At 64.3% G+C, this 26,093-nt stretch carries 25 protein-coding genes; 9 read left to right on the top strand and 16 right to left on the bottom strand.

Annotation, left to right across the window (positions count from 1 at the left end):
• The first annotated feature begins 272 nt into the window (after positions 1 to 272).
• Genes IE122_RS15495 through IE122_RS15465 form a run of 7 tightly spaced genes read left to right on the top strand, consistent with a single transcriptional unit; the run spans position 273 to position 7,250 of the window.
• Positions 273 to 1,472: a 2-hydroxyacyl-CoA dehydratase subunit D gene (locus IE122_RS15495; RefSeq protein ID WP_189622155.1), complete on the top strand. Its 1,200-nt coding sequence runs from the start codon at positions 273 to 275 to the stop codon at positions 1,470 to 1,472.
• Entirely contained in the window at positions 1,469 to 2,803 is a 1,335-nt protein-coding gene (locus IE122_RS15490; protein ID WP_189622154.1) for a 2-hydroxyacyl-CoA dehydratase subunit D, read from the top strand. The genes IE122_RS15495 and IE122_RS15490 overlap by 4 nt, the downstream gene beginning before the upstream one ends.
• Before the next feature lie 25 nt (positions 2,804 to 2,828).
• Entirely contained in the window at positions 2,829 to 3,788 is a 960-nt protein-coding gene (locus IE122_RS15485; protein WP_189622153.1) for an acyl-CoA dehydratase activase, read from the top strand.
• A 14-nt stretch (positions 3,789 to 3,802) separates the two neighbouring features.
• Positions 3,803 to 4,018, top strand: coding sequence for a hypothetical protein (locus IE122_RS15480; protein ID WP_189622152.1), 216 nt, complete (start codon positions 3,803 to 3,805; stop codon positions 4,016 to 4,018).
• Positions 4,019 to 4,054: 36 nt separating this feature from the next.
• Positions 4,055 to 5,101 (top strand): alcohol dehydrogenase catalytic domain-containing protein, encoded by a 1,047-nt coding sequence (locus IE122_RS15475; protein ID WP_189622151.1) that lies wholly within the window; start codon positions 4,055 to 4,057, stop codon positions 5,099 to 5,101.
• Between the two features lie 57 nt (positions 5,102 to 5,158).
• Positions 5,159 to 6,829 (top strand): AMP-binding protein, encoded by a 1,671-nt coding sequence (locus IE122_RS15470; protein ID WP_189622150.1) that lies wholly within the window; start codon positions 5,159 to 5,161, stop codon positions 6,827 to 6,829.
• A 16-nt stretch (positions 6,830 to 6,845) separates the two neighbouring features.
• Entirely contained in the window at positions 6,846 to 7,250 is a 405-nt protein-coding gene (locus tag IE122_RS15465; protein WP_189622149.1) for a VOC family protein, read from the top strand.
• A gap of 147 nt (positions 7,251 to 7,397) precedes the next feature.
• Here the strand turns inward: IE122_RS15465 and IE122_RS15460 are convergent, their stop codons facing one another.
• The 15 genes from IE122_RS15460 to IE122_RS15395 all read right to left on the bottom strand — a co-directional run bounded on the left by IE122_RS15460 (position 7,398) and on the right by IE122_RS15395 (position 22,203).
• Positions 7,398 to 7,754, bottom strand: coding sequence for an EthD domain-containing protein (locus IE122_RS15460; protein WP_189622148.1), 357 nt, complete (start codon positions 7,752 to 7,754; stop codon positions 7,398 to 7,400).
• Between the two features lie 13 nt (positions 7,755 to 7,767).
• Positions 7,768 to 8,913 (bottom strand): acyl-CoA dehydrogenase family protein, encoded by a 1,146-nt coding sequence (locus IE122_RS15455; RefSeq protein ID WP_189622147.1) that lies wholly within the window; start codon positions 8,911 to 8,913, stop codon positions 7,768 to 7,770.
• Positions 8,914 to 8,919: 6 nt separating this feature from the next.
• Positions 8,920 to 9,045 (bottom strand): hypothetical protein, encoded by a 126-nt coding sequence (locus IE122_RS18515; protein ID WP_268249025.1) that lies wholly within the window; start codon positions 9,043 to 9,045, stop codon positions 8,920 to 8,922.
• A complete protein-coding gene (locus tag IE122_RS15450; protein ID WP_229814254.1) occupies positions 9,042 to 9,236 on the bottom strand; it encodes a ferredoxin in 195 nt (64 codons plus the stop codon). The genes IE122_RS18515 and IE122_RS15450 overlap by 4 nt, the downstream gene beginning before the upstream one ends.
• Positions 9,237 to 9,252: 16 nt before the next feature.
• Complete coding sequence (locus IE122_RS15445; protein WP_229814251.1) at positions 9,253 to 10,506, bottom strand: cytochrome P450; 1,254 nt, start codon at positions 10,504 to 10,506, stop codon at positions 9,253 to 9,255.
• Between the two features lie 20 nt (positions 10,507 to 10,526).
• On the bottom strand, positions 10,527 to 11,336 hold the full coding sequence (locus tag IE122_RS15440) for an SDR family NAD(P)-dependent oxidoreductase (protein ID WP_189622145.1): 810 nt from the start codon (positions 11,334 to 11,336) through the stop codon (positions 10,527 to 10,529).
• A 22-nt stretch (positions 11,337 to 11,358) separates the two neighbouring features.
• Entirely contained in the window at positions 11,359 to 11,853 is a 495-nt protein-coding gene (locus IE122_RS15435) for a nuclear transport factor 2 family protein (protein ID WP_189622144.1), read from the bottom strand.
• A gap of 11 nt (positions 11,854 to 11,864) precedes the next feature.
• Positions 11,865 to 13,337 carry an aldehyde dehydrogenase gene (locus IE122_RS15430; RefSeq protein WP_189622143.1) on the bottom strand — a complete coding sequence of 491 codons (1,473 nt, stop codon included), beginning with the start codon at positions 13,335 to 13,337 and terminating at the stop codon, positions 11,865 to 11,867.
• 71 nt (positions 13,338 to 13,408) lie between these two features.
• Entirely contained in the window at positions 13,409 to 15,640 is a 2,232-nt protein-coding gene (locus tag IE122_RS15425) for a TonB-dependent receptor (RefSeq protein WP_189622142.1), read from the bottom strand.
• Positions 15,641 to 15,706: 66 nt separating this feature from the next.
• Positions 15,707 to 17,368: a class I adenylate-forming enzyme family protein gene (locus IE122_RS15420; RefSeq protein WP_229814249.1), complete on the bottom strand. Its 1,662-nt coding sequence runs from the start codon at positions 17,366 to 17,368 to the stop codon at positions 15,707 to 15,709.
• Positions 17,368 to 18,246 (bottom strand): SDR family oxidoreductase, encoded by an 879-nt coding sequence (locus IE122_RS15415; protein WP_189622141.1) that lies wholly within the window; start codon positions 18,244 to 18,246, stop codon positions 17,368 to 17,370. The genes IE122_RS15420 and IE122_RS15415 overlap by 1 nt, the downstream gene beginning before the upstream one ends.
• A 3-nt stretch (positions 18,247 to 18,249) precedes the next feature.
• Entirely contained in the window at positions 18,250 to 19,314 is a 1,065-nt protein-coding gene (locus IE122_RS15410) for a phosphotransferase family protein (protein WP_229814248.1), read from the bottom strand.
• Entirely contained in the window at positions 19,307 to 20,563 is a 1,257-nt protein-coding gene (locus tag IE122_RS15405) for an acyl-CoA dehydrogenase family protein (protein WP_189622140.1), read from the bottom strand. The genes IE122_RS15410 and IE122_RS15405 overlap by 8 nt, the downstream gene beginning before the upstream one ends.
• A gap of 39 nt (positions 20,564 to 20,602) precedes the next feature.
• Positions 20,603 to 21,412 (bottom strand): SDR family NAD(P)-dependent oxidoreductase, encoded by an 810-nt coding sequence (locus IE122_RS15400; protein ID WP_189622139.1) that lies wholly within the window; start codon positions 21,410 to 21,412, stop codon positions 20,603 to 20,605.
• Complete coding sequence (locus tag IE122_RS15395; protein ID WP_189622138.1) at positions 21,409 to 22,203, bottom strand: SDR family NAD(P)-dependent oxidoreductase; 795 nt, start codon at positions 22,201 to 22,203, stop codon at positions 21,409 to 21,411. The genes IE122_RS15400 and IE122_RS15395 overlap by 4 nt, the downstream gene beginning before the upstream one ends.
• Before the next feature lie 417 nt (positions 22,204 to 22,620).
• On the opposite strand from IE122_RS15395, the gene IE122_RS15390 reads away from it, so the two are divergent.
• Together IE122_RS15390 and IE122_RS15385 are read left to right on the top strand one after the other, a co-directional pair.
• The gene (locus tag IE122_RS15390; RefSeq protein WP_189622137.1) at positions 22,621 to 23,829 is read left to right on the top strand and encodes a 2-hydroxyacyl-CoA dehydratase subunit D; all 1,209 of its coding nucleotides are present in this window, start codon (positions 22,621 to 22,623) and stop codon (positions 23,827 to 23,829) included.
• Positions 23,807 to 25,159, top strand: coding sequence for a 2-hydroxyacyl-CoA dehydratase subunit D (locus tag IE122_RS15385; RefSeq protein WP_189622136.1), 1,353 nt, complete (start codon positions 23,807 to 23,809; stop codon positions 25,157 to 25,159). The genes IE122_RS15390 and IE122_RS15385 overlap by 23 nt, the downstream gene beginning before the upstream one ends.
• Positions 25,160 to 25,367: 208 nt before the next feature.
• Here the strand turns inward: IE122_RS15385 and IE122_RS15380 are convergent, their stop codons facing one another.
• A complete protein-coding gene (locus IE122_RS15380) occupies positions 25,368 to 26,072 on the bottom strand; it encodes a TetR/AcrR family transcriptional regulator (protein ID WP_189622135.1) in 705 nt (234 codons plus the stop codon).
• Positions 26,073 to 26,093: the final 21 nt, after the last annotated feature.

Here is a 26,093-nt window from a genome sequence, read left to right as displayed (position 1 = left end):
GCTCTTCAGATAGGCGCACCCGCCATGTCAAACGATTCGAAAGCCGGATGTGCCCGGCGCTTCCGCGACCTCTATCAAGCGCTCCGCATAAATTAAACTCATTTTGGCGCGCCTATTTGAGAGCGTTCCGGCGGGCAGGGGTGCGTGGTGGCCCTCGACAGTATCGATTAAAATATTTATAAAACAGATAGATAAGATATTTTTGAGCCGTAAGGGATTGACCGATATTTCTGGTAAGTGCTACTCATTAGTGCGTTAGATGGAGTAGCCTGATGGCCGATTCGAATGCCCTGGATCAATTGCGCGCGGTCAGCTCTGACCCGATGGGCTATGCGCGGGCGTGGAAAGAGCGGACGGGCGGGCTCGTCGTCGGCTCGTTCCCGATGAACTTCCCGTCCGAGATGGTGCATGCCGCCGGCGCGCTGCCGCTGATCGTCCAGGAATCGGATGAACCGATCACGGTCGGCCACGGGGTGCTGTTCCCGTTCTACTGCGGCTTTACCCGCAGCACCGTCGATCAGGCGGGGCGCGGCGATCTGGATGTGCTGGACGCGATCATGTTCGGCGATCACTGCGTCCAGTTGCTCGGCGCGGCCGACGCGGTGCGCGTGCAGTTGCCCAATACACGGGTGATCTTCTTCCAGTTGATTTCATCGATGTGCGATCCGTGGACGTTCGGCCGTGCGCGCGAAAGCTTCCAGAAGCTGCGTTCCGAGCTGGAGGATTTCCTGGAGCGCCCGGTCGAGGATGCGGCGCTGCACGCCAGCATCGCGCTGTTCAACCGCAACCGGCAGTTGATCCGCACGCTCTATGCTGCGCGCGTCGATGGCCGGGCCCGGCTGACCGGCTCCGACATGCAGGCGATCGTCAAGTCCAGCATGGTGATGGACAAGCAGGACCATACCGCGCTGCTCGAACAGATCGTTGCCGCGCTGCCTTCCGCTCCCGTCCCGATCGAGGGCAAGCCGGTACGCGTCCACCTGTCGGGCCATTTCTGCCAGGCGCCGAAACCCGAACTGCTGGCGATGATCGAGGATTGCGGCGCCACCGTGGTGGGTGACGATCTCTACCACGGCTATCGCTACATCTCGACCGACGTGCCGGAGGGCATCGACCCGATGGACGGTCTGGCCCGCTGGTACATGGATCGCAACACCGGCGTGCCATGCCCCACCCGGGTGCAGAACGATGTGGACTGGGATGCCTTCCTGCTCAGCGCCATGCGCGACGAAGCGGCGGAGGGCATGATCGTGCTCATGGCCAAGTTCTGCGAACCGCACATGTATTACTACCCCGAGGTCAAGGAAGCGTTCGAACGGGCCGAAGTCCCGCACCTGCTGATCGAGACCGAGCACGAGACCATGGCGCTCGAACACTTGCGCACCCGGGTCGAAAGTTTCGTCGAAATTCTGCGCCGCCGTCGCGGTGCCCCCCGTACACAGAAGAGCACCGTCGAAGGAGAAGCCGCATGAACGCCCCCTCTGCCCCCAAGGCGGCCAACAAGCTGAAATCGACCCGCATGGCCGGCAAGCTGGTCAACGATTACTGGGAAATGGTCTGGCGCGCCAAAGAAGAGGGCAAGCTGGTCTGCTGGTACGAGGGTTCCTCGATCAATCCGTTCCTTGAAGCGGCGGACATCGTCTGGGTCCACGGCGAAGCCTACTCGGCGATGCTGGCTGCCCGCCACCAGGAAGGCCCGGCGCAGGCCGCCGCCGAAGAGCGCGGATATATGCGCGAGCTGTGCTCCTATGCCCGCACGCACCTGGGATGTGCGGTGAACAACCAGCGGCACCGTAATGAATCCGACAGCGCGTTCTCCGGCGTTCCCGATGATGAGGACATCTCGGCCAAGCTGCCGCCGCCGGACATGATCATCAGCGCCTATGCCTATTGCAGCACCGGCCAGCAGTGGGACGAAATGACCTCGCGGCTGTTCGGCAAGAAGATTCCGATCTTCAACGTGTCGATCCCGTGGATCTGGGCTTCGGGCAAGGACGCAGGCTATCTGCGCGGGCAGGAGTGGCAGGAAACGTCGAAGTACGTCGCTAAGCAGCTCGAGGAGATGGTCAAGTTCATCGAGGAGCGCACCGGCAAGCCTTATCCCTGGGACCGGCTGCGCGAACTGATGCGCAACGTGAAGCGCGCCTCCGAACTGCGGCTCGAAGCGATGGACATGTGCACCGCGCGCCCGGCTCCCGCCACCCTGTTCGACTGGTCGGTCAGCATCGCGCCGATCAACCAGCTTCCCTGCACGACCGATATCGTCGATTACTTCACTAACGTGCGTGATGAAGTGGCCGAGCGCGTGCGCACCGGCGAAGGCGCGGTGCCCAAGGAAAAGTACCGGCTGTTCTTCGATGGCATCATGAACTGGAACAAGCTGGGCTGGCTGGCCGAAAAGTTCGCCCGCTACGATGCGGCGGTGGTGGCCGGGCGCTATACCCACATGGCGTTCTGGCAGGAGCCGGACCTGATCGATCCCAACGATCCGGTTATGGGCATGGGGCAGAACTACCTCATCTGTCCGAACAACCACAGCTCGCCGATCCTCATCGACCTTATCATGGGGCTATGCGAGAAGTACGAGGTGGACGGCATCGTGTTCCACGCCACCCGCACCTGCCGCGCGTTCACTAACCCGATGCACATGATCGCCGAAACCGCGCAGAAGCGGCTGGGTATCCAGACGACGATGTTCGAGGGCGATGTCGCGGACGAATCGTTCTACAAGGACGAACTGCTCAACACCCGCGTCGAGGCGATGCTGGAAGCGATCGACGCGCGGCGGATGGTCATGGTCTGAAGCAGGCCGGACCAAGGAGATTGTGATGAAAAAGTACGTGATGGGCATCGATTTCGGATCGACCACCGCAAAGGCGGTGATCCTCGATCTTGATGGCAACATGGTTTCCTGGGCGGTTTCGCACATGGGCGCGGTAAGCGATCTGGCCGTCAAGGAAGCGGTGGCACAGGTGCTCGACGATGCCGGGCTGACCCAGGCCGACATGGGCCGCACGGTGTCCACCGGGTACGGGCGGCGCATGCTCGACATCGCCGACAAGAACTTCACCGAAATCACCTGCCACGCCCGCGGTGCCGTCGCGATGGTGCCCGAGGCGCGGCTGGTGATCGACATCGGCGGCCAGGACAGCAAGACGATCTCGGTCGACAGCAATGGCCTCGTCGCCCAGTTCGCGATGAATGATCGCTGCGCCGCCGGGACCGGCAAGTTCCTGGAAGTTCTCGCCCGGGCGATGGAAATCGAACTGGAAGAGATGGGTGACGTCGCGCTGGGCGCGGTCGAGGAACTGAAGATTTCCAGCATGTGCGCCACTTTCGCCGAAACCGAAGTGATCGCGCTGCGGGCCGAAGGCCACTCCAAGGAGAACGTGCTGGGCGCGGTTCACCAGGCCATCGCCACCCGCACGCTGGGGCTGGTCAACCGCGTCGGCAAGAAGGGCCCGGTGGTCATGACCGGCGGCGTCGCGCGCAACAAGGCGGCGGTGAAGTACATCCAGGCCGCGCTCGGTATGCCGCTGATCCTGCCGGAAACGCCGCAGATCGCCGGCGCGCTGGGTGCCGCGCTGATCGGACTCGACGATTACCGGGCGGAATTGGCCGAAAAGGCCGAACCGATCGCCGAGGATGACGACGTCGATGCGCAGATGGCTTTCGACAAGGCCTGTGTCACCGGCTGCAAGGGCGATCCCGTCGCCGCCGAGGCCAGCGCGCCCGATGTCGCGCGCAAGCTGCGGGCGATGATGAGCGGTGTAACGAAGCACTTCTGAGGGGAACTCGGGGGATGGAACGGTTTCCCGCGCTTCGCCTGCTGCTGCGTTTCGGACGGCGCTGGGCGCTGTTCGTGGCGGTGGTGGCGACTGCAGCGGTAACCTGGCTGATGGTGTCCCAGATTGGCCCCTTGGGTTGGGTCGCTGTGCCGGTGGCGCTGCCATTCTTCTACTTCCTCGCCAAGAGTTACGTCGAACTGATCCAGATCGTGGTGGAGATGGTCCACTAACCGACCCGAACACGGGCGAAGGGAGAGCGGAACGCGATGAAGGCGGTCAGACTGAAAAGTGCAGGTCACGTGGCCGTGGAACAGGTCGCGCGGCCGGTGCCCGAAGAGGGCGAAGTGTTGTTGCGGGTGCTGGCGGCGGGTGTCTGCCGTACCGATTGCCATCTGCGCGCTCATCCATTCGCCGGGCAGATCGACCTTACCCTCGGTCACGAAATTGCCGGCGAGATCGCCGAGCTTGGCCCGGGCGTCGTCGGGCGGATTTTGGCCGAGCGGGTGGTGGTGCATCCCTGCTGGGCGTGCCATCGCTGCCCGCAGTGCCTGGCCGGCCGCGAGAACTACTGCCAGGGCGGCGAGCACCGCCGTTCGCCGCCGCCAACGCCCGGCGTGACCACGCACGGCGGGATGGCTGAATTCGTGGTGGTACCGGCCAGCGCGCTGGTCCCGATCGGCACGCTTGACCCGGCATTCGCGGCGATCCTCGCCGATGCGGGGCTGGCCCCTTACCATTCCGTCCGCCTGCTGCGCGATGCATTGGTGCCGGGTACCGCCGCGCTCGTGACCGGTCTGGGCGGGCTGGGCCGCTTCGCCGTCCAGTTCCTTGCCGCGCTGACCCCGGCGCGGATCATCGCAGTGGACCTTGATGAGGGCGCGCTCGCTGCCGCCCGGTCGCTGGGGGCCCACGAAACGCTGCGCGCCGACGATCCCGAGCTTGCCGGACGGATTCTGGACCTGACCGATGGCCGCGGCGTCGAGGCGGTGATCGATTTCGTCGGCATCGACGCCACATTGCGGCTGGCGGCGGCGGTGGTGGCACCGGGCGGGGCGATCCAGATGGTCGGCCTTTCGGGCGGTTCGCTGCCGGTGGAGGCGGGAGACGTCTCCACCGTCGGCCTGCCCTGGGGTGCCACTGTATCGAAGCCGTACAGCGGCAGTTACCGCGATCTCGCCGAAGTGATCGCGCTGGCCCGCGAAGGACGCCTGACCCCCAGGATAGAGCGCTTCGGGCTGGACGATGCCGTGGCCGCGCTGGACCGGCTGGAGCAGGGCGGGATCGATGGCCGGGCGGTGCTGGTCCCGGCCTGAACCGGACCGCAACGCTCACGGCGGACAGACGACGGGGCCAATGGAGGATGGACAGGAATGCATGACGACAAGCCCGAAGCGCCGCGCACGCTGGATCGGTCCTATTGGCAGGCGACCCGCGACTGGGAGCTGATGGACCTGTCGCTCGGCGCGGCGCTGGGCGCGGTGGCCGCCGCCCACCCCGATCGCTGCGCGCTGGTCGAGGTGCTGCCTTCGGGTGAGCCGGGCCGGCGCTGGACTTATGCCGGGCTGTACGACTGGTCTCGCCGGACTGCCGAGGCCTTGCTGACCCGCTTTGCTCCCGGCGAGCGGATCGCGGTCTGTGCCGACAATGTGGTCGAATGGATGCCGCTGCTGTACGGCGCGGCGCTCGGCGGTTTCGTGCTGGTGACGATCAACCCCGCCTGCCGCCGGCGCGAAATCCGCCACGTGCTGGAAAAATCGGGCGCGGCGGCGCTGTTCGTGGTGCGCCAGTACCGTGACAACGCGATCCTGGAAACGGTCGAGGGCATGCTGCCGGAGCTGCCGGCCTTGCGCGAAGTACATCTGATCGAGGATTTCGACGATTTCCTTGCTGGTGCTGCCAACCCCGCGCCCGGCTTGCCCGATGTCGCCCCGCTTGATCCGTGCCTGACGCTGTTCACCTCGGGCACCACCGGCAGCCCCAAGGGCGTGATGCTGCACCACAAGGGCGTCCTTAACATGGCGCACATGACCCACTATCGCGGTGGCCTGCGCGATGGCGGGGTGTTTGTCAGCCCGATGCCGCTGTTCTACGTCGGCGGCCTGGCCCATGCCGGGATCGGCGCGGTTGCCCACCGTGCCACGCACGTGGTGCTGCCGCACTGGGACCCGGCGCTTTACATGCAGGCGGTGGCGCAGGAGCGCGGGACCTATTCGCTGCTGGTGCCGACCATGATCGAGGCGGTGCTGGCCCATCCCGCCCGCGACACGCACGATCTGTCCTCGCTCACCTGCCTGATTTCCGGTGCTTCGCTGGTGGAGGAACAACTGATCCGCCGGGTGCAGAATGAACTCGGCTCTAGCCTCGTCAACGTCTACGGCCAGACCGAGATGCATGGCGTGTGCATCACCACCCGGCGCGACGATCCGATGGACAAGCGGCTGACGACGCTGGGCCGGCCGATCCCGCACTTCGACGTCAAGATCGCCGATCCCGAAACCGGCGAAGCGGTGGCCTTGGGCGAAGAGGGCGAGATCTGGGTGCGCAGCTTCCAGAACATGCTGGGCTATGTCGGCCAGCCCGAGGAAACCGCACGCACGATCACGCCGGACGGCTGGCTGCGATCAGGCGATCTGGCGCGGATGGATGAACAGGGCTTCGTCGCCATCACCGGGCGGATCAAGGAGATGATCATTCGCGGCGGCGAGAACATCTACCCGCGCGAGGTGGAGACGGTGCTGGGCGATCACCCGGAGATCGCAGGGATTGCCGTAATCGGCATTCCCGATGCCTTCTATGGCGAACAGGTGGCGGCGGTGATCGTTCCGCGCGAAGGGTGCCATCCCGATCCCTTCGCGCTGCGCAGCTATGCGCGCGGGCTGATGATGCCGTTCAAGGTGCCCAGCCAGTGGGCCTTCGTCGATGCCTTTCCGTTCACCGACACCGGCAAGCTGCAGAAGTTCAAGCTGCGCGAGATGATCGTCGCAGGCGAGCTGCCCGTCGTCGATACCGCTACTGCCCGCGCCGTCGCGCGCCAAGCCTGAAGGCCATCGCAATCGTATGAAGACACTCGATCACATCGCTATTTTCGTCGCCGACATGGACGCGGGCATCTCATTTTATCGCACGTTGCTGGGGGGCGATCCGATCATCGCCCAGGTCCCGGAACTGGGCATCGCCTGCGCCTTCTTCACGGATGGCAAGGGGGTACCGATCGAGCTGGTCAGCTTTACCGGCAAAGGCGAACTGGCGCATGGCGATGTGGTGGTGGCGATCGAGGTTGACGATCTGGACGCTGCCTTTGCGGAATACCGTGCGGCCGGGCTCAAGGTTTATGATCAGCCGCCGACCGAGAACCTGCCGTTGCGGCGCGGCTGGATCACCAAGAAGGACGGTCACGGCACGATCATTGAACTGTGCCAGCGCGGCCAGATCGCGGCGTTCATCGCGATCAAGCGGGGGTAGGGTGATCCTCCCCGAAACGGGGAGGGGACCACCCACAGGGTGGTGGAGGGGCAGGTTCGACACGGCGCGCCCTCTCGACCTTCCGTAAACCGCCTGTGCCCCTCCACCATGCTGCGCATGGTCCCCCTCCCCATCAGGGGAGGAGCCTCAGGTGATGACGGAATCACACTCATCCACCATGAAAACCCGGTGCTTGCTGCGGTCGAAGATCGTTTCCTCGTCTTCGACGATCTCGGCCACCACTTCCGGGCGGGACAGGTTCGCCATCGCCGCATCGTAGGCGGCGCGATCGGCGAACCACAGTTCCGTGACCACGTCATGCTCGGGTTCGGCCGCTTCGCCGGTGAACAACTCGGGCACCGGTTCGAGGTAGCGCCGGACATAGCGGGCGGCGGTGGGCGCATGCTTTTCGCCAAGCCGGGCATGGCGGCTTTCGTAAAGCGCCTTGAATTCCTCGCCGGACAGGCTGGGGTGGCGCTTCAGGAAGAACAGCATCTTGATCATCGGGCGCTTCCTTTCAGACGAAGTCGCGGCCGAACAGTTCGCGCGCGACGATGAGCTTCTGGATCTGGGTGGTGCCGTCAGCGATCTGCTGGCCGATCACGTCGCGCAGCCGCTGTTCGTGCGGGAAGTCCTGCGTGTAGCCGTAGTGACCATGGAGCAGCAGGCATTCATGGATCGCGCCCACGGCGATGTCCGGGCACTGCATCTTGCACATCGCCGCCTCGGCCGTATGCGGCAGGTTCTGGTCGCGCAGCCACAGCGTTCGCAGGCACAGCCAGCGCGCCATCTCGATCTTCGCCGCCCATTCCGCGACGGGAAACGAGACGCCCTGATAGCGGGGCAGCGGCTGCCCGAAGGATTGGCGGCTCTTCAGGTATTCTACGGTCTCGGCCAGGCTCTGCTGGGCCGCGCCAAGGCACATGAGGCCGATCAGCGCGCGGGTGTAGTCGAAGGTGTGCATGACCTTGGAAAAGGCTGCGCCCTCCGCGCCGATGCGATAGCGTGCCGGTATGCGCACTTCATCGAAGAACAGCGAGCCACGGGCGATCCCGCGCGAGCCGAGATCGGCGTAAGGGGCCCGCGAGACACCGGGCAAATCGAACGGAACCAGAAACGCGGTCACGCCCTTTGCGCCTGCCGCGGGGTCGGTCTTGGCGAACACGATCCCGGCATGACCCGCCATGACCAGCGTGATCGACGCCTTCTCGCCTGAAATGACGTAGTCGTCGCCCTGGCGCACGGCGCGGGTGCGAATGCCGGCGGCGTCCGATCCGCCTTGCGGTTCGGTCAGGCAGGTGCAGATGATCTTCTCGCCGCTCGCCATGCCCGGAAGCCATTCGGCCTTCACCGCATCGTCGCCGTGGCGGCCGAGTATCTCCCCGGCGAAGCAGGCGATAAGGATGGCATAGCAGCAGTTGAAATCGCCCCGGGCTGCCGCCTCGATCGCGAGACCGGCAGTCACGGCGTCCACGTCCTGCCCGCCGAACGCCTCCGGAACGCGCAGCCCCAGCAGGCCGATCTCGCCCATTCTGGCGAACTGTTCCTCAGGCAGGTTTCCCGTCCGGTCCCAGTGGGCATAGCGCGGCAGCAGCACCTCGCGGGCAAAGGCGTCGATCACATCGGCGATCATCTGCTGTTCGGGCGTGAAGGCCAGGTCCATGGCTGGTCAGATCACCGCGAACGGTTCGCAGGCGCGGATCAACTCGGCTTGGGCATCGCGCCGGTGCCGGGAAAACGCCTTGGCGCTCAACGCGGCCCGTCGCCTGGTGCATACGACCAGCGCGGTGTTCACCCATCTACCTCGGTGATGGCGCGCTCCGGGCAGGCCTTGCGGCCCTTGGTGGCATTGTCTTCTTCGCCGGATGGAACGGCGATGATCTGGCCGACATCGGCATTATAGCCGGAATCGTCGAGCGTGTAGACGTTGGGCGCGAACTTGGCGCAGCGCCCGTGGCCGGAACACAGCGTTTCATCGATCTTCATCCGCATAGGGTGGCCCTCACTTGTCCCAGCTCAGCCAGAGCGAGCTCATCGCCCGCAGGAAGCCGGTTTCATAGACGGGCTCGGTGCCGGCCTTGACCCGGAAGTGCGGGATGCGGCGCAGCCATTCGCGTGTGAACACCGCCAGCTCCATCCGGGCCAGGTGCGAACCGATGCAGCGGTGGGGGCCAACGCCGAAGGTGGGATGATGGATCGTCGGCTCGGCGAAATTGAGCGCCTTGGGATCAGCGATCGTGCGCGGATCGCGCCCGGCGCTGGAGAATCCCATCATCACGTAATCGCCTTCCTTGAGCTGGACACCTTCCACCTCGGTATCGCGGGTGCAGGTGCGGCCCATGGCGACGACGGGCGAATAGGCGCGGACGAATTCCTCCACCGCGTTCTCGATCCATTCCGGGTTGTCCAGCAGTTGCTGACGCTGTTCAGGATGATCCGCGAGGTGCCGGGCGGTCGAGCCGAGCGCGTAGATGGTGGTGGAGATGCCGCCATAGGTAAGGTCGAGGACGACCGAGACCTTGTGTTCCCAGGAAGCTTCGCTGCCATCGCCATAGGTAACGCCCTTCAGGATCGTATCGACGATATCGCCCTGCGGCTCCATCGCCTCGCGTTCCTTCAGGAACTTCTCCAGGTAGTCGTAGACCTTCTTGTGATAGGCGGTGCGCTCATCAAGCGGGCCGAACAGCGATTTGTCGACGTCGTGGACCAGCTCCGGCAGGTCAACCACCGGCACGCCCAGCACATAGATGAAGAAGGCGCGCCCCGGCAGCAGGCCGGCCATCTCGCCGATGAATTCGCATTCGCCCCGATCGATGAACTTGTCGATCAGTGCGTTCACTTCGCGGGCGACATCGTCGCGGATCGCATCCATGACCTTGGGGCCCATGTGCGGGTTGAGCACCCGACGCCACGCGGTGTGGTTGGGCGGATCCTGCTCGACCGGGATCATCAGCGGCATGTCGTCCGGGCGGTTGGGGATATAGCCCTTGGCGCTGCTGAAGGTCTGCCAGTCCTGGCCGATCTTGCGCACGGCCTCCTCGGTGCTGAACACGTAGTAGCCGGTGCCCACCTTGCTGTGCGCGACCGGGCATTTCTGCACCATGAGGTCGATCACCTCATGGAAGTGCGTGTTGAGATTGGGGTCATCGATATCGAAATCGCGGAAGAAGTCGCGGCCGAAGCGCTCCTTGAGGCGTTCGGGGCTCAGTTCCGGGTCCTGGGGATCGACGATCCGGGCGGGGCTGTTGTCCATCATCATCCTTACTCCGTGAATGCTCAGGCGTTCCCGCGCCAGGCGCTGGTGCCGCCGTCCACCGGCACGATGGTGCCGGTGATGAAACTGGCTTCGGGCGAGGCGAGGAAGCAGGCGAGGGCCGCCGCTTCATCGGGATCGCCCAGCCGCTTTATGAGGTGGGGGCCTGAAGTGAGTTTGATCATCGCGGCGGGATCGTCCGCCGCTTCGATCGAGTGCATCAACATGGGGGTTGCGATCGCACCGGGGGCATAGGCGTTGCAGCGAATGCCTTGGGGGGCATACTCCGCCGCCATGATCTGGGTGAGCATCTTCACCGCGCTCTTGGCGACCGAATAGGAAGGAATGCCGGGATAGGCGAAGGTGCTGGCCACCGAAGCGGCGTTGACGATGGCCGGCCCGCGTCCCGCCTCGGCCGAGCGCCTGAGCCACGGCGCGGCCGCGCGCACGGCGCGCCACATCGCCTTGACGTTGATGTCCATCATCGCGTCCCACTGCTCTTCGGTCAGCGTTTCCAGCGTCTGCGGTCCACCGGTTAGCCCGTCGTCGGTCACGCCGGCATTGTTTATCAGGACATCCAGTCCATCGGCGAAGATGGCGGCGGCATCCACCGCGCGGGCGATGGCTTCGGGTGAACGCAGGTCCGCTTCGACGAACTGGGCCCGGGCCCCCGCCGCGCCGACTTGTTCGGCAGCGGCCTTGCCCTTTTCAAGCTGGATATCGCAGAGTGTGATGTGGCCCGCCCCCTCGCGCGCCGCGCGCAGGGCGATGGCCAGCCCCATGCCTTGCGCCGCGCCGGTGACGAGGATGCTTTTGCCTTCAAGCCGTTTCATGTGATCCTTTCCCCACCCACGCTCAGCCTGAATAGGCCGCGCTCAGCAGCGCGGTGTCGTAGTATTCCTCGAACGACTTCACCTTGCCGTCCTCGAACCGGAAGATCTGGACGTAGCGGCCGTTGTAGGCGACGTGGCGGTTGCCCCAGGTCGCGCCGGCCTGGACATCGATGATCGAGTTCGACTTGGTGACGATCACATTCGGGTCCTCGCCGACGATGATCGCATCGACGAACCAGTCGAACCGCCCGGTCATCTCGTCGTGGATCGGGTCCCAGAACGCCTTCACCGCATCCCAGCCCTTGTGGCTGGCATAGTGGCACACCGCGACGCCTGTGGTGACGAACGGCGTCACCACTTCGGGGTCCTCGTCCACCCAGAGCGAGTAGAAGAACGGCTTGTCCTTCAGGTAGACCGAGAAGAACTTGATGATCGTATCGATATTGGCCCGCGCAATCGGGCTGTTCGTTTCGATGGGGCAGTTGATCGTGACCCCGTCGATAACCTCTCCACCCATGCTCTTGCTCCTCAGGCGAGGTTGTCCATGATGATCGTCTTGGGTTCGAGATAGGCGCGCAGGCCGTTCACGCCGCCTTCGCGGCCGATGCCGGATTCCTTGAACCCGCCGAACCCGACCGACATGTCGCTGCGCCAGGCATTGTGGCCCACCGTGCCGGAATGCAGCCGGCGGGCGATGGCATAGGCCTTGTCGGCATCACGGCTGAACACCGAGTTGTTGAGCCCGAAGCGGGTGTCGTTGGCAATGGCGATCGCCTGCTCCTCGTCCGCCGCCTTGATGACGGTCACCACGGGACCGAAGATCTCTTCACGGGCGATCATGTCGTCGTTGGTTGCGGTAATCACGGTCGGCTCGAAGAACCAGCCGCGATTGAGGCTGGCGGGACGCTTGCCGCCGGTGGCGATGCGGTTGCCGTCGGCCTCCGCCGCGCGGACCATCTCGTCCACCTTGTCGCGCTGGCGGGCCATGGCGAGCGGGCCGATGCCCGAGGCGGGATCGAACGGATCGCCGATCCGCACCTGCTCGAACCCGGCCACGAGCGCATCGACCAGTTCGTCGTGCCGGTCAGCGCCGACGACGATGCGGGTGAGCGAGGAGCAGATCTGCCCGGTCATCGCGCAGGCGGAACCGACCAGCGACTGGGCGGCGGTGCCGACATCGTAATCGTCGAGGATCAGTGCAGCCGACTTGCCGCCCAGTTCCAGCGTGCAACGGGCAAGGCGTTCGGCACAGATGCCGGCGATACGCTTGCCGACCGCGCTTGATCCGGTGAAGCCGATCTTGTCGATCCGCGGATCGCGCACGAGCACTTCGGAAGCCTCGCGATCTGCGGTCACGACGTTGAGCACGCCGGCGGGCAGGCCCACTTCGGCGCAGATTTCGGCCAGCAGATAGCCGGTGCCCGGCGCTTCGGGCGACATCTTGAGCACCGCCGTGCAGCCGGCGATAAGGGCAGGGGCCAGCTTGTAGGCCATGATGTTGACCGGGCCGTTCCACGGCACGATCGCGCCGACGACGCCCACCGGTTCGTTGACGATGAGTGCATAGTCGCCGCCCATCATCGGCGCTTCGAAGCGCTCCTCCCATTCGAAGCTGTCGGCAAGACCGGCATAATAGCGATAGGCTTCGCCGATGGTGCCGGCGAAGGGGCGGGCCATGGCGTAGAGGATGCCCATCTCGCGCGGCCAGATCTGGGCGATATCCTCGGCCCGGCGGTCCATCGCGTCGCCGATGGCGCGCAGGTAATGCGCGCGCTCAGCATGGGTCATGCGCGGCCAGGGGCCGTGATCGAAGGCCTTGCGCGCAGCGGCGATGGCGCGTTCGACATCGGCGGCACCGGCCTCGGCGACGGTGAGGAAAACTTCCTCGGTCGACGGGTTGATGACGTCGATCGTCCGGCCACTGCCGGCCGCGACCCATTCGCCATCGATGAACAGCCGGTCGGGGTGGCTGAGCAGGCTGGTGGTTGCAAGGGTGGCCATGGCCGATGTCTCTCCTCTGATTGTTATAAAGCGGTGCCGGGGCGGCCTGAACCGCCCCGGCGGGGGGCGCATCAGAACTTCAGGCCGACCGTGGCACCGTAAGTGCGCGGCGGCTCGATTGCACCGTAACGCGGGTAACCCCAGAGCGCGATGGTGACGAGTTCGTTGGACTTGACCGTCTCGTTCGTGAGGTTCTTGCCCCACACGCTCAGCGTCCACAGCTTGCCGGAATCGTACCGGACGTAGGCGTTGAACTTGGTCACCGCCTTCTGGCTCAGGTGCACATCGTTGAACTCGGAGAAGTGGATGCGCGACGCATAGGCGGCGTCGCCACGCAAGGTGATGCGTGCACCGTTATCCATGTCATAGTCGTACTGGATGCCGGCGGTGGCAGCATACTTCGGCGCGCCGGGGAGCTGGTAGCCCTTGAGGTTCTGTTCCGAAGCAATATCGCCGTCGAAGACGGGGGTCTTCGCATCGGGGTTCGCAGCAAGCCAGATCGCATAGCCCGGATCGGACGCGCCGCCGGGATAGAGCGGGTTGGTGGAGAAGAACTCGCTGAACCGCGCATCGAGATAAGTGAAGCTCGTGTCAAGCGTCAGGCCGCTGAACGGCTTGATGGTGGCCGCCAGTTCAAGCCCATCCACTTTCGCTGCCGCTGCGTTGGTGGTGACGGTGGCGATCCCGATGACCTTGTTCACCTGAAGATCGGTGTAGTCATAATGGAAGTATGCGCCGCTCAACTGCACGGCGTTGTCGAACAACTTGGTCTTGAAGCCGGCTTCGTAGGACCAGATCTTTTCCGGGTTGATGGCGGGGTTGACCTGGCCGACGTTGAAGGTGCCGCTCTTGAAGCCGTTGGTTGCGGTGGCATAAAGCAGAGTGTCGGGGTTGAGATCGAACTCGATGCCGAACTTGGGGTTGAAGTCGCTCCAGGTCTTCTGGCCGCTCACGTCGGTGACGCCGAAGAAAGTGAAGGTTCCCTTGGAGTCCCGCGTTTCCGTCGAATACCGGCCACCGGCAGTCAGGCGCAGACTGTCAAGCACGTGAACAGTGGCCTGCCCATAAGCCGAGAAGGACTCGATATCCATCGTGCCGTCCTGAATGTAGTTCGTTCCGAACTGGACGAACGGAACCAGGACGTAGTTGTCCAGCCTTTCCCAATAAAAACTCGTGCCCGCGACGAGATCGAGCGGGCCGGCTGACCAGTTGAGCACCAGCTCCTGGCTAAACTGCTTGGACTTCTCGTTGTAGTATGTGTTGCCAAGCCCGGCCGAGGTACCGTCCGAGTTCGAGCCGTTGTACCGGTCCCACTTGCGGAACCCGGTGATCGAGTTGAAGTGCAGCCGATCCGAGATATCGAAGTTGGCGTTGAGGGTGACGGCCCAGCCTTCGCGCACGTTGGTCTTGCCGACCAGCGCCGTTGCGGTGTCCTGACCGCCGGTGACCGCAATCCCTTTGAGCTCGTTGCCATCGGGATCGACGGTTCCGACCACGCCCTGCAGTTCATAGCCCGGATAGGCTCCGAAGCTGGTGGTGCCGTTGTTGTAGTCGTTCTCGTGGTGGTATTCACCAATCAGGCGGATATCGGTGCCGTTGCCGTTTTCGTACTGCAACTGGGTACGGACCGACTGCGACTTGGCATCGTTGAAATCGTGGTTCATCCCGAAGTCGTAGCCATAGCCGTCACGATCGATGACGTGGCCCGAAACGCGCGCCCGCAAGTCGCCGCCTTCGGTCAGCGGGCCGCTGATGCCGCCTTCGAATTCCTTGAGGTCATAGTTGCCGTAGGTGAGGTTGGCGTAGCCGGACAGTTCGCGGGTCGGCGCGCGGCTGATCACGTTGACCGCGCCGCCGGTAGCGTTGCGCCCATAGAGCGTGCCCTGCGGCCCGCGCAGCACTTCGATGCGTTCGACATCGTAGAAGGAGGAGGCCTGCGCGGTGGGACGGCCGACGTATACGCCGTCGGCATAGAATGCCACGCTGGGGTCGGCACCCGCCGAGAACGACGTCAGGCCGATGCCGCGGATGAAGATGCGGGTCACGCCCTGCTGTTGGCCGGCGCGAATGCCCGGCGAAGCGAACTGCAGGTCCTTCATCTCGGTGACCTGCTTGGTTTCCAGCGCATCATTGCCCAGCGCGGTGATCGACAACGGAACCTTGGAGATCGATTCCGCCTTGCGCTGTGCGGTGACGATGATCTCGCCACTGCCGGCCGCTTCGCCGCCGGCTTGCGGCGTGGCGCTTTGCGCGTGGGCCGTCTGCGTGACCCCAAGCGCGGCGGCAAGCGCCAGGGCGCTCATTGATGTGTGCAAGTGTGAATTGTGACGCATTGTATTTCCCTCCCATTCTATCTTGGTCGAAGTCTTCTACGGTTCCCTGCATGGCGGGATTTCCCCCGCCCTGATCATGTCCAGCAGGACGTGTTTCTGGATCTTGCCCGATGGCGTCAGCGGCCATTCGCGGACGTAGAACCAGCTTGTCGGCACCTTCTGGCTGGCCATGCGGGCGCGGCAGTAGGTGTCGAATTCGGTGTGCGGGGGCGGTGCGTCGGGCGCGATGAGCGAGAGCACGGCGGCCACCGTCTCACCCCACTTTTCATCGGGCAGGCCAAGCACAGCCACTTGGTCCACCGCGGGATGATCGAACAGCGTGTCCTCGATCTCCTTGGGGTAGAGGTTCATCCCGCCCCGGATGATCATTTCCTTGAGCCGCCCGGTGATCCGCACGTATCCGCGCGCATCCATGCTGCCGAGGTCGCCGGTGCGCAGCCAGCCATCGGCTACCACGGTTTCGGCGGTCTTGGCCGGGGCGTTGAAATAGCCCTCCATCACCTGGAAGCTGCGCACCCAGACTTCGCCCACTTCGTCCACCGCGAGCGTTTCGTGGCTATGCGGATCGACGATCTTGACCTCGACGTGCGGCAGCGGCCGGCCGACGGTATCGGTCTGATCCGCGATCGCATCGTCCGGCGCGGTCAGGGTTATCGGGCCGTTGCTTTCGGTCTGGCCGAAGATGATGCACACCTTGCAGCCGATGTCGGCGTGGACCTGGCGCACCATGGTGGCGGGGACGTTGGCCGCACCCGAAAAGATCGTCTGCCAGCTCGACAGATCGCGCTTGGGGCGGTCCGGGTGGTTGAGGATGCCGAGGATCATCGTCGGCACGATCAGCGTGGCATTGCCGCGCTCGCTCTCGAACAGTTCGAGCATCAGCCCGGCGTCCCAGATCGGCATGAGCACGAAAGTGCCGCGATAGGCGAGGCAACTGAATTCGGCCATCGCCGCGCCGGCGATGTGGAACATCGGCATCGCGTTGATGTGGACGCCGCCATCGGGGAACCCGGCGCGCCGTGCGATCGAGCGCGAGGTGTTCAGCACGCGGGTGTGGCTCATCACCGCGCCCTTGGGCTTGCCGGTGGTGCCCGAGGTGTACTGGATCTGGAGCGGGTCCTGCGGCCCGATCTCGGGCAGCGCGACCAGTGGGGCGGCGGTGGCGACAAGGTCCCAGATATCGGCAACGCGCGCCTCGAAACGCAGGCAATCGCCGCCGATCGCCTTCATCTGTGCGACCGTCTCGGCCAGATTCCTCCCCCGAAAGCTGTCATCCATGAACAGCCCGGCGGCTTCGCTGTCGGCGACGATGTGGTGCAGTTCGTGCGCCGTGTAGGCAGGATTGACCGGCACCAGCAGGATTCCCGCCAGGCTCATCGCATGCTGCAGGAACACCCATTCCGGCGAGTTGGTGCTATAAACCACCACCCGGTCACCCGGTTCGAACCGGGCGAGCAGGGCGCGGGCGAGCCGCTCGGAAATGTCGAGGAATTCGGCATAGGTCCAGCGCCGGCGCGCAGCCGGATCGGCCACGCCTTCAACCAGCGCGATACGATCGGGCACCGTCTGCGCCGCATGGCGCAGCAGTCCGCCCAGCGTCAGCTCTGGAATGTCCAGCTCGAATTCGGCCGGGGCGCGGTGAGCGTGCGTGGGCAGCATCCGCGTGGCCTCTTCGATCCGGGCGGCCTGTCCGCTCATCACGCGCCTCCCGGCCCGCGCTTGAGCACTTCCGGCATTTTCGCGCGATGGAAGCCTTCGTAAGGCGCGTTGCGATCGCTTTCGGCCAGCGTCCAGGTCTGGCGCGCGTTGGGCGCGCCGCCATCGACGCGGATGCACGAGCCGGTGATGTAGGCGGCGGCGGGCGAAAGCAGATACGTGATCGCGGCGGCCACTTCCGCCTCGGTGCCGAAGCGTTGCTGGGGCACGCGACGGGTATACTCGAACAGCTTGTGCTGAATTTCCGGCGCATAGGTATCGAACCCGGAGGAGGCGATGCCGCCCGGTGCCACCGCGTTCACCCGCACGCCGTTGGCCGCCCATTCGCACGCGGCGCTTTCCGTCAGCGTCCACATACCGCCACGCGCCGCGCCGGAGTGGGCGAAGTCGGGCCATCCGTTCCAGATGTCGGCGATCATGTTGACGATCGCGCCGCCGTTGTCGGCCATCCAGCGGTTGAACACCTCGCGCATGAAGATGAACCCGCCGGTCAGGTTGTTGCGCACCACCGCCTCGAAGCCGCGCGTCGAGATGGTGTTCATCGGCGTGCGGTATTGCCCGCCGGCATTGTTGACGAGACCGTCGATCCGGCCGAACCGCGCCAGCGTCGCCTCGATCGCGGCGATCACGCTTTCCTCGTCGCGAATGTCGCACACCTGCGTCGCGACATCGCCGCCATCCTCGCGGATCTCGCCGGCCACGGTGTCAAGCTTCTCGGCATTGCGGCCCAGGATCACCACTTGCGCCCCCAGCGAGACCAGCTCGTGCGCCAGGCACCGGCCGATGCCGCTGCCGCCGCCGGTCACCATGATGGTCTGGCCGGCGAACAGATCGGGGCGGAACACGGAATTGTACGGCATGCTTCAGAATTCTCCGCTGTCGATGGCGTGAAGGCCGGCTCGGGCGTAGGCCTGCGCGAAACGGCTGGCCTCGGCCGAGGCGGCGGGATCGGGAACCGCGCCGCTGCGGGCGCGCACTGCCACGCCCGAAACGCCGACTGCGGCGCGGTACATGGCGAAAGCGACGTGGAAGGCGGTCAGCCGCGGCATTTCCGGTGCGGCGGCATAGTATGCGGCCACGAATTCGGACGCCGTCGGAATGCCGAGCGCCGGCAGGTCGAGCCCGGCAACGCCGCCGTTCTCGTCCGGCGCAAGGAACCATCCCTGCAGGCAGAACCCAAGGTCTGCCAGGGGGTGGCCGATGGTGGACAGTTCCCAGTCGAAAACGCCGGAAACCGAACCGTCAGGCCGGAACATCACGTTGGCGGCGCGAAAATCGCCATGGGCGATCGTGGCGCAGCCATCATCCTCGGGCAGTTCGGCGCGCAGCCATGCTTCCAGCCGATCGACTGCCGGATTGTCCGTAATCGCGAACTGCTGCCACTGGCGCGACCAGCCATCGATCTGGCGCGCGAAGTAGTTGCCGGGCTTGCCGAAATCGCCGAGCCCGGCGGCCTGCCAGTCGAACCGGTGGATCGCCGCGAGCGCACCGGCCATCGCCGGATAAGCAGCCCGGCGCGCTGCAGCATCGAGGCCGGGTAAGGCATAGTCATGGCTGACGACGCCCTCGAGCCGCTCCATCAGGTAGAACTCGGTGCCGATCACGGAGGCATCATCGCAGTAGAGCACCGGGGCCGGGGCCCGCACGTCCGAGCCGGCAAAGGCCACGAGCAGGCGGTATTCGCGGTCGATCCGGTGCGCGGCGGGCGACAGCACGACCGGTGGCTTCTTGCGCAGCACCAGCCGGCGTTCGCCGCAAGTGATGAAGAACGTCGGGTTGGACATGCCGCCGGCGGCCGGGGCGATCTCCACCCCGCCCGTCGCTTCGGGCAGCCGCGCCGCCAGCCAGTTGGCAAGGGCCACGCCGTCAAGGCCGGGCACGCCGGAGCGCCCCGCTTCCTCGACAGCGATGGCCGCCGCATCAGCCACGCGCGGTCCCCTTGGCCTTGCCGAAGCCGAACAGGTACTGCGCGACCCGGCGGATCTGGATCTCTTCCGAGCCTTCGGTGATCCTGTAGCGGCGGTGGTGGCGATAGATGTGCTCGAACGGATAGGCGCGGGTGTAGCCCATGCCGCCGTGGACCTGGATCGCCCGGTCGGCCGCCTGGCAGACGAGGCGGTTGGCCTTGAAGTTGCAGATCGAAACCTTGTCGCTGATTTCCAGCGGCGAACGGCGATCCATCTCCCAGGCGGTGCGGAACACGAAGTTGCGCAGCATCTCGACCTCGGCATAGAGCTCGGCGAGCTGGAACTGGATGATCTGGTTCTTCGACAAAGATTGTCCGAACACCTTGCGCTCGTTGGCGTACTTCACCGCCTGCTGGATGCAGTAGCGCGCCGCGCCGGTGCTGGCGGCCGCCTGGCGGATGCGGTTCTCGTGGACGAAGCGCTGGGCGATGTAGAGCCCCTTGCCAAGCCCGCCCAAGATCGCCTCGTCACCCACGCGCACGCCCTTCAGGCCCACCTCGGGGTGGTCGCTGGGCATGTTGAAGGTCCAGTGATTGTAGAGGATGTCGATCCCCGGCGTGCTCATCGGGACGATGAACGCGGTGATGCCATCGGCATCGCCGGCCTTGCCCGAGGTGCGCGCGAAGATCAGGTCGGCCTTGGCGCGATAGACCTGGCTGTTGTAGCGCTTCTGGCCGTTGATGACCCACTGGTCGCCCTCGCGAACGGCGGTCGTCTCGATATGGGTCGCGTCGCTGCCATGGTCGGGCTCGGTCAGCGCGAAGGCGAGGTGGTTCTTCCGCCCGATGATGCCTTCGATGTACTGCTTCTGCTCGGGCGTTCCGTATTCGTGAAGCACCGGCACGATCGGGAAGTTGCCGACAACCGAGCTTTCGTCCTGCAGGTCGTTCGCAAGCTGCAGGCCCTGGCCCGCCATGTGCTCGCGGATCGCGGCGATCATCAGGTTGGAGGCACCACCGCCGCCGGGAATGTCCTTCGACAGGCCAAGCCGCAGGAAGCCGGCGGCATCGGCGCGGCGTTCCATTTCGGCGATAAGATCGTTCCATTCCTCGCGCGGCTGGCCATCGCGATCCCAGTCGGTGCGGGCATGTTCGCGGCGGTGGTCGAAGAACTGGATATTCTCGCGCTCGAGCGGCTTGATCTCGCGTTCGTTGAACGCATCGATCTCGGCCAGCTTGGCGGTGATTTCGGCGGGCAGTTCAAAATCCATGTCTAACTCTCTTTGCCTTCCTGTGGCGACGCCCCGGTTTCAGAGGTCTACCTTGCCGAAGGGGTGGGTGCTGCTCAGGCCGCCGTCAGCGGCGATGACCTGGCCGGTGATGAAGCCGCTGTCGTCGCTGGCGAGGAACGCGGCCACGCCGGCGGCCTCCTCCAGCATTCCGGTGCGGCGAAGCGGAGTGATGCCGCCCATCTTGTGTTCGACGCCCTTGTTGCGGGCATAGTCGAAGGCGGATTTGGTAAGCTTGGTCTCGACCAGTCCCGAAGCGATCGCATTCACGCGCACCTGGGTGCCGCGAAAGGCGTTGGCGGCGCCCATCGCCAGCATGTTCACCGCCGCCTTGGCGCAGCCATAGGCGATGGTCCCGGCGTTGGCGCGCAGCGATCCGGCCGAACTCATCAGGATGATCGAACCCTTGCCGGCATCGCGCAGCACCGGGCCGCAATGCTTCAGGGTCAGGAAGGCCGAGATCACGTTGCCGCGCCAAGAGTGATCCCATTGTTCCACCGTCTGGTCGAACAGGGAGGCCATGGAATCGGTGTTGCCGGCGTTGGCGAACAGGATTTCGTAGGTGCCCAGCGTTTCGCGCGCCTTCACGCTCATCGCCGCAACATCATCCTCCACCGTCACGTCGCAGACGTGGAAGTGGGCGACGCCGCCGGCCGCGCGGATCATTTCGGCGGTTTCGGCGATATTGTCCTGCGTGCGCCCGGTGACGAACACTTCGGCACCTTCCGACGCGAAGCGCAGCGCCGAGGCGCGACCGATTCCGCTACCGCCGCCGGTGACGACGGCCTTGCGCCCTTCGAGACGGCGGCAGCCGGTGTTGCCCGCGCTCATGCCGCAGAGATCCCGCCATTGGCGCTGATCGCCTGACCGGTAATCTTGGCGGCCTGCGGGCTGGCCAGGAAGACGGCGAGATCGGCCAGGTCGTCCGCTTCGGCAACGCCCAGGTGCGCCATCTTGGCGGCTTTCGCGAACAGCTTCTGGGAAAACTCGTTTTCCTGCATGCGTGCATGTGTGAGCGTGCCCTGGATCAGCGACGGGGTGAGGGCGTTGGCGCGGATATTGTTGCGCTTGGCCTCGATCGCGAGGGTACGGGTGAACATCACGATCGCCGCCATCGCCGCGCCGATCACCGATTCACCGGGGGTCGCAAGCTTTGCCGCATCCGACGCGATGTTGAGGATCACCCCGCGTCCGCCGTCGATCATTGTCGGCAGGACGGCGTGGCTCATCAGGATCGGGCCCATCGCCTGCTGGACAAGGATCGCTTCCAGTTCATTGGCCGGGATGTCTTTGAGCAGTTGCGGTCCTGCGGTGCCGACGGTGGAATTGAGCAGGATGTCGATCGTGCCGAAACGGTCGACCGTGCCCGCGACGATGCGCTGCGCTTCGCCAGCGCGGTTGGCATCGGCGGCAATGAACAGCACCTGCGCACCGCCCGGCAGTTCGCGCAGCGATGCCGCAGCCGCTTCGCCGCGTTCGGCATTGCGCCCGACGATGGCGATCCGGCGCACGCCTGCTTCGATGAACTTGCGCGCCGCAGCCAGGCCAACTCCGGCCGTGCCACCGACGATCACGGCGACGGCTTCTGAAAACGCGAATGCAGACGGACTGGCGGGGCTCACGACGTTCCTCTCTCTGGGCTTTAAGCCTTCCTCGTTGATCCATTTTCTAGAAATTTTATGAGTGAGACGCAAATTATTTTAAACCATTTAAAATCAATGTGATAGATTTTTCACACAGGTTGATGAGCGCGATTTATGTGCTTTCTTATGAACCAACCTCATCAATTCGCGAGTCTCGTTCCGGCTGGCGCTGCGGCCGGTGGTGTTGCGGGTGCGCTTGGTATGCGTGGTTATCATCAATGATGAGGGTCATTCATTCAATACTCGGTATATAAAAAGATATATAAATCATATATATAGATTACGATTCGAGGGGTTAGTGCAGGGAATTTATCAAACTTAAATGGGCTTGACTTATGCGGTGGGAATGGTTCAATGCCAACTGCGAATTCTGTTGAATGAGGAAAATCAGCGCAAATGCGTGCTATTCTCGAATCGTTCGCGGCGGCCGGGGCGGACAGTCTGGGCTATGCGGCGCGTTGGAAGGCGGAACATGGGCGGCCCGTGATCGGCTCTTTCCCGATGCACTTCCCGCTGGAGCTCGCGCACGCCGCCGGTGCGCTGCCGATCATCATTCAGGAGGCCGAAGACCCGATCACCGATGGTGAAGGCGCGGTCTTCTCATTCTATTGCGGCTTCAATCGCAGCGTCGCCGATCAGGCGCTCAAGGGCCGGTTCAAGGTGCTGGACGGCATCATGTTCGGCGATCACTGCGTGCAATTGCTCGGCACCGCCGATGTCATCCGCTGGAACGATCCCGACATGCCGATCATCTTCGAGCAGCCGGTATCCTCGCTCGACATGGCCTGGGCCTTTGCCGAAACCCGGCAGGTCTATGCCCACCTTAAGCAGGAGATCGAGGAACTGCTGGGGGTCGTCATCACCGACGATGCCCTGCGCGCCAGCATCTCCCTGTTCAACCGCAACCGCCAGCTCATCCGCCGGCTTTACGCCTTGCGGATCGAAGGGCGGGCCGGGCTGACCGCGCGCGAAATGCAGCACGTCGTCAAGTCGAGCATGGTGATGGACCGCGCCGAACATACCGCGCTGCTCGAAGCGCTGCTGGCAGAGATCGAAGCCAGCCCGCCCCCGGCACCGCAGGGCCTGCCGGTCTACCTTTCGGGGCACTTGTGCCAGGCCCCCAAGCTGGAGCTGCTGGATGCGGTGGAGCAGACCGGGATGGTCGTCGTCGGTGACGATCTCTACCACGGCTACCGCTACATCTCGACCGACGTGCCCGAGGACGAGGAACCGCTGGCGGCGCTGGCGCACTGGTACATCGGCCGCAACGCCAACGTCCCGTGCCCGACCCGCGCCGATGGCGATGCCGACTGGGACGACTTCCTCATTCGCGACATTCGCCGGACCGGAGCCAAAGGGCTGATCGTGCTGGTCGCCAAGTTCTGCGAACCGCACATGTACTATTTCCCGGAAATCATGGAAGCCTGCGATCGTGAAGGCATCCTGATGCTCAAGCTGGAAACCGAACACGATTCCATGCCGATGGAAGCCTTCAAGACCCGGCTGGAAACTTTCGTGGAAGTGGCGCGCCGTCGCCTTGCGGCCACCCCGCCCGCCGCGCACGTGCAAGTGGAGAGAAGCGATGCAGAACAGCAATATCAGTGATGCCCGCGGCGTCCATTCGCCCACCCTCAAATCCAACCGCCTGAAAAGCACCCGGATCGGCAGCGGCATCGTCCATGATTACTGGTCGGACCTGTTCGCGGCCAAGGACAGCGGCAAGAAGGTCGTCTGGTACAACGGCACCTATATCCCGCCGTTCTTCCAGGCGCATGACGTGGCCTGGGTCCACGGCGAGGCGTGGTCCGCCTATCTCGCGGCCCGCCATGTCGAAGGCGATGCGCAGAGCGCGGGCGAATCGCGGGGCTACGATCGGGAACTGTGTTCCTATGCGCGCACTCACATCGGCCAGGCGCTGATGGACAAGAAGGACCTGCAGGACGGGAAGATCGATCCCGAAAGTCCGCGCGGCATGGCGATCAGCCAGTTGCCGATGCCGGACATGATCGTGAACGCCTATCCCTATTGCAGTTCGGGCCAGCAGTGGGACGAGATGATCTATCGCCTGTTCGACAAGCGGGTGCCGATCTTCCACGTCAACGTGCCGATGCTGTGGGGCGGACGCAAGGATGCGCAGTACCTTGCCGGCAGCGAGATGGACGACAAGGTCGCTTACGTCTCGCGCCAGTTGCGCGCGATGACCGAGTTCCTGTCCGAAAATACCGGCCGCAAGTATGACTGGGACCGGCTGAGCGAGGTCATGTCGTACATCAAGAAATCGGCCGAGCTGCGGCTGGAGGCGATGGACCTGTGCACCGCAACGCCTTCGCCGGCCAGTTTCTTCGACTGGATCGTCACGATCGCGCACGTCAACTTCATGCCGGGCACGCAGCGGCTCGTCGATTTCTTCGAAGTGCTCAAGGCCGAGATCGCCCAGCGCGTCGCCGATGGCGAGGGCGCGGTGCCTGATGAGAAGTACCGCTTCTTCTTCGACGGCATGATGAACTGGAACAAGGTCGGCTGGCTGGCGGAGAAGTTCGCGGCCAACAACGCCTGCGTCGTCGCCGGACGGTACACGCACATGTCGTTCTGGCAGGAGCCGCAGGCGGTGAACCTGGCCGATCCGGTGCCGGGCATGGCGCACAATTACCTGGCGTGCCCGAACAATTCCGGCGCGCCGTACATGATCGGCGAGATCGACCGGCTGTGCGACAAGTTCAAGATCGACGGAATGGTCATGCACGTCTCGCGCACGTGCCGGGGCATGACCAACTCGCAGCACCTGATCGTCGATTCCGCCCGCAAACATGGCCGCGCGGCACTGTTCTTTGAAGGCGATGTGGCGGATGAATCGTTCTACAAGGACGAACTGCTGAACACGCGCCTCGAAGCGATGATCGAATCGCTCGATTCACGCCGCGCGATGGTGGCCTGAGCCCTATAGCCTCGTCGTGTCCGTTAAGGCGGTGGCCTGTCTTCTAGCGTTTTAGGGCGCGGTGCCAGAAGATGGGTCCCCCAGATTCGCGGGGACCCATCTGATGACTCTGCACGTTGCGCCGCCATCAGAAAGCTGACGGTCCGCATCGGAGCCGGGGAACGAGTTTGCAGCGACGGCCAAGTCGCTCTTTCGCCTCGCTCCGATCCTATCCGGCCGGAACAGCCTTCTCCAGCCGCTCCGCCACCGCTTCGATCCGCGCCAGCGATGCTTCCAGCGGGTTGGTGACAGGCTGGCGGTCGCTCATGCCGTGGAACACCACCATGGCGATTTCATCGGCCAGTTCATCGACATCGAGATCGCCTTCGCCGCGCAGATAGCGCCAGGTGCTGTGTTCGATCGTGCCGAACACCATGTCGCGCAGCAGTCGTTCAGGGACACCGCGCTTCATCTCGCCGCTGGAAATCGCATCGGCGAACAGCTTGCGCAACTGATTGGTGTAGGCGCGGTTGATGGAGAACAGTTCGGTGGTCTTGTAGCTTTCGCGCGGACGCACCTCGAGCATGATATAGCGGGTGACCGCCGGCTTGCTGACAATAACCTTGAGCGAATGCCAGATAAGGTAGCGCAGCTTGTTGTAAGTGCCGTTCAGCGCGCTGACATCCAGCAGATCGGCCAGTTTCAGGCGCAGCCAGTCCTCGGCCACGCGCAGCATCAGCTCGTCCTTGTTCTTGAAGTAGCGGTACACCGTGCCTTCGACGATGTGGGATCGCTCGGCGATCTCCACCATCGTCACGTTTTCGTAGCCCTTGGTGTCGATCAGGTCGTTGGCAGCGGCAAGAATGTCAGAGACGCGCTGGTCCTGAGACAGGCGGGTAGACTTGCGCCGGCGCGGCTTTTTCTCTGTATTCATGCGGTTTCCCCGGATCTTCAA

Source organism: Novosphingobium colocasiae (assembly GCF_014652555.1).
GTDB classification, from domain to species: domain Bacteria; phylum Pseudomonadota; class Alphaproteobacteria; order Sphingomonadales; family Sphingomonadaceae; genus Novosphingobium; species Novosphingobium colocasiae.
The sequence above is the reverse complement of the archived record's forward strand: the minus strand, read 5'-3'. Positions and strand labels throughout refer to the sequence as shown.

Excerpts from the sequence above, each read along its gene's own strand:
- IE122_RS15495 (WP_189622155.1), top strand. The coding sequence starts at position 273 with ATGGCCGATTCGAATGCCCTGGATCAATTGCGCGCGGTCAGCTCTGAC.
- IE122_RS15490 (WP_189622154.1), top strand. The coding sequence starts at position 1,469 with ATGAACGCCCCCTCTGCCCCCAAGGCGGCCAACAAGCTGAAATCGACC.
- IE122_RS15485 (WP_189622153.1), top strand. The coding sequence starts at position 2,829 with ATGAAAAAGTACGTGATGGGCATCGATTTCGGATCGACCACCGCAAAG.
- IE122_RS15480 (WP_189622152.1), top strand. The coding sequence starts at position 3,803 with ATGGAACGGTTTCCCGCGCTTCGCCTGCTGCTGCGTTTCGGACGGCGC.
- IE122_RS15475 (WP_189622151.1), top strand. The coding sequence starts at position 4,055 with ATGAAGGCGGTCAGACTGAAAAGTGCAGGTCACGTGGCCGTGGAACAG.
- IE122_RS15470 (WP_189622150.1), top strand. The coding sequence starts at position 5,159 with ATGCATGACGACAAGCCCGAAGCGCCGCGCACGCTGGATCGGTCCTAT.
- IE122_RS15465 (WP_189622149.1), top strand. The coding sequence starts at position 6,846 with ATGAAGACACTCGATCACATCGCTATTTTCGTCGCCGACATGGACGCG.
- IE122_RS15460 (WP_189622148.1), bottom strand. The coding sequence starts at position 7,754 with ATGATCAAGATGCTGTTCTTCCTGAAGCGCCACCCCAGCCTGTCCGGC.
- IE122_RS15455 (WP_189622147.1), bottom strand. The coding sequence starts at position 8,913 with ATGGACCTGGCCTTCACGCCCGAACAGCAGATGATCGCCGATGTGATC.
- IE122_RS15450 (WP_229814254.1), bottom strand. The coding sequence starts at position 9,236 with ATGAAGATCGATGAAACGCTGTGTTCCGGCCACGGGCGCTGCGCCAAG.
- IE122_RS15445 (WP_229814251.1), bottom strand. The coding sequence starts at position 10,506 with ATGATGGACAACAGCCCCGCCCGGATCGTCGATCCCCAGGACCCGGAA.
- IE122_RS15440 (WP_189622145.1), bottom strand. The coding sequence starts at position 11,336 with ATGAAACGGCTTGAAGGCAAAAGCATCCTCGTCACCGGCGCGGCGCAA.
- IE122_RS15435 (WP_189622144.1), bottom strand. The coding sequence starts at position 11,853 with ATGGGTGGAGAGGTTATCGACGGGGTCACGATCAACTGCCCCATCGAA.
- IE122_RS15430 (WP_189622143.1), bottom strand. The coding sequence starts at position 13,337 with ATGGCCACCCTTGCAACCACCAGCCTGCTCAGCCACCCCGACCGGCTG.
- IE122_RS15425 (WP_189622142.1), bottom strand. The coding sequence starts at position 15,640 with ATGAGCGCCCTGGCGCTTGCCGCCGCGCTTGGGGTCACGCAGACGGCC.
- IE122_RS15420 (WP_229814249.1), bottom strand. The coding sequence starts at position 17,368 with ATGAGCGGACAGGCCGCCCGGATCGAAGAGGCCACGCGGATGCTGCCC.
- IE122_RS15415 (WP_189622141.1), bottom strand. The coding sequence starts at position 18,246 with ATGCCGTACAATTCCGTGTTCCGCCCCGATCTGTTCGCCGGCCAGACC.
- IE122_RS15405 (WP_189622140.1), bottom strand. The coding sequence starts at position 20,563 with ATGGATTTTGAACTGCCCGCCGAAATCACCGCCAAGCTGGCCGAGATC.
- IE122_RS15400 (WP_189622139.1), bottom strand. The coding sequence starts at position 21,412 with ATGAGCGCGGGCAACACCGGCTGCCGCCGTCTCGAAGGGCGCAAGGCC.
- IE122_RS15390 (WP_189622137.1), top strand. The coding sequence starts at position 22,621 with ATGCGTGCTATTCTCGAATCGTTCGCGGCGGCCGGGGCGGACAGTCTG.
- IE122_RS15385 (WP_189622136.1), top strand. The coding sequence starts at position 23,807 with ATGCAGAACAGCAATATCAGTGATGCCCGCGGCGTCCATTCGCCCACC.
- IE122_RS15380 (WP_189622135.1), bottom strand. The coding sequence starts at position 26,072 with ATGAATACAGAGAAAAAGCCGCGCCGGCGCAAGTCTACCCGCCTGTCT.